A 2,051-nucleotide genomic window follows, 5' to 3' on the forward strand; every position below is an offset into this window, starting at 1 on the left:
TACCATTATTGCTACAGGCCATATGGTTTGGAAAGCAATCGAAGCGGGTGAAAAATTAGCTGAATTGGGTATCGATGCTGAAATTATCAATATCCACACCATTAAACCTTTAGATGACGAAGCCATCTTAAAGTCAGTTAAAAAAACTGGTTGTGTGGTTACCTGCGAAGAGCATAATAAATTTGGTGGCTTAGGTGAAAGTGTAGCACGTTTGTTAACTACCGAATTGCCAACACCACAAGAGTTTGTAGCCACTAATGATACTTTTGGCGAAAGCGGAACACCAGATCAATTAATGTCTAAATATGGCTTAGATGCTGTAAACATTGTTGAAGCTGTTCAAAAAGTAATTGGCAGAAAAAAATAAAATTTAAAATTTAACCACAAAGACACCAAGAACACTAAGCATAACCAAACCTTTGTGTACTTAGTGTCTTTGTGGTTTTATAATTATCATAAATGAAACAAGTTGAAGATTCAGAAATTCTTGCAATGTTCGCTGTTGAGCGTACGCGTAATGAAGCCTTTAACCTGTTGCTGAAAAAATATCAGCAAAAAATATACTGGCACATCCGCAGGCTGGTTTTAAACCACGATGATTGTGACGATCTTTTACAAGAAGTATTTGTTAAAGTCTGGAAAAACCTTGATAAATTTAGGAGCGATTCTCAGCTTTATACCTGGATTTACCGTATTGCCACCAACGAATCCATCACTTTCTTAAACAAGCAAAAACAGCGGAACAATACACCTTTAGATGAAGTATCATCCGAGCTTGCCGATAACTTAGTTGCCTCATCTTATTTTAACGGCGATAAACTTGAGCTTAAACTGCAAAAAGCAATCCTTACCCTGCCTGAAAAACAACGGATTATCTTCAACATGAAATATTTCGACGATATGAAATATGAAGAGATTTCGGAAGTGTTAGGTACCTCTGTAGGGGCTTTAAAAGCATCATTTCACATCGCTGCAAAAAAAATTGAAGCTTTTATTACAAATGATGAAATAGACTATTAAACCTTTTCACTTTAATTGTATCATATATCTGTGATGAACGAAAATATAGAAAATAACGACTGGATGAAGGAAGCCCCTGCACTTGCGGCAATGGGGAAACGCAATCCTTTCTCCGTTCCTGATGGATATTTCGAAAATTGTGATGAGGCTATTTTTTCTGCTGCCTTTTTGGATGGGTTGAAACAGAAAACAAGTAACAATAATTTTGAAGTTCCGCAGAATTATTTTGAAGATTTAACGGAACGCATACAAACCCAAATTGCGCTGTCCGAATTGCCTAAAGCAGAACAGGCCTTTGCAGTACCTGAAAATTATTTCGACAGCCTGCAGAGTAGAATTGCTGATAGAATTGCGGCATCGGAACCTAAAAAAGAGACCAAAATTATTCCTTTATGGAGGCRCAACATTGTTAAATACGCAAGCGCGGCCTGTTTCTTATTAATGGCTTCGTTTGGTGTTTATTTTTACCAGAACGGCTCAACTACTGCTGTTCAGCAAACACAATCTGCAGAAGCAATAAACGAACAGCTATTATATGATATTGACGAAAGTACGATCATCGATCATTTAGAAGCGCAAAATACTACATCATCTAATATAAAAACTACTTCTGCGTCAGATACAGAAATGGAAAACTACATCTTGAGTAATTTCTCATCAAGTGATTTATCTCAGGAACTAAATAATTAATTAAGGAACCATCATGATTTACCGAATAAAATACATACCAAATCATGATAGCTTCATCACTATTGAAAACAATAACAAATTGATGAAAATGAAGAATTTACTTTTTGTTGCTTTAATGTTTTTATTACCCACAACCCTGTTGGCACAAAAACCAAAGGGAGAGGAAATAGAATCACTTAAAATAGCTTTTTTCACTCAAAAACTGGACCTATCACCAGAAGAGGCTAAAATTTTCTGGCCGATTTATAACGATATGCAGGCAGAGCAAAACGCTTTGCGCAAAGAACGCATGCAGAAAATGATCTCTTTCAGAAAAACAACTGAAATAGATAATCTAACCG

At 36.0% G+C, this 2,051-nt stretch carries 3 protein-coding genes and 1 pseudogene; all 4 read left to right on the top strand.

Annotated features, from left to right (window positions below):
- Positions 1–367 (top strand): transketolase C-terminal domain-containing protein (locus AC1DPQ_RS26135; protein WP_477611349.1); only part of this gene is annotated, 367 nt, incomplete at its 5' end.
- Positions 368–459: 92 nt separating this feature from the next.
- Positions 460–1,020: an RNA polymerase sigma factor gene (locus AC1DPQ_RS26140; RefSeq protein ID WP_025145705.1), complete on the top strand. Its 561-nt coding sequence runs from the start codon at positions 460–462 to the stop codon at positions 1,018–1,020.
- Positions 1,021–1,053: 33 nt separating this feature from the next.
- Positions 1,054–1,710, top strand: coding sequence for a hypothetical protein (locus tag AC1DPQ_RS26145; protein ID WP_477611350.1), 657 nt, complete (start codon positions 1,054–1,056; stop codon positions 1,708–1,710).
- Positions 1,711–1,798: 88 nt separating this feature from the next.
- Positions 1,799–2,051 (top strand): annotated as a pseudogene (locus AC1DPQ_RS26150) (hypothetical protein); the annotation flags it as partial.

The organism is Pedobacter sp. 01T416_2 (genome assembly GCF_056398925.1).

Coding starts and splice junctions, on each gene's coding strand:
- AC1DPQ_RS26140 (WP_025145705.1), top strand. CDS start 460: ATGAAACAAGTTGAAGATTCAGAAATTCTTGCAATGTTCGCTGTTGAG.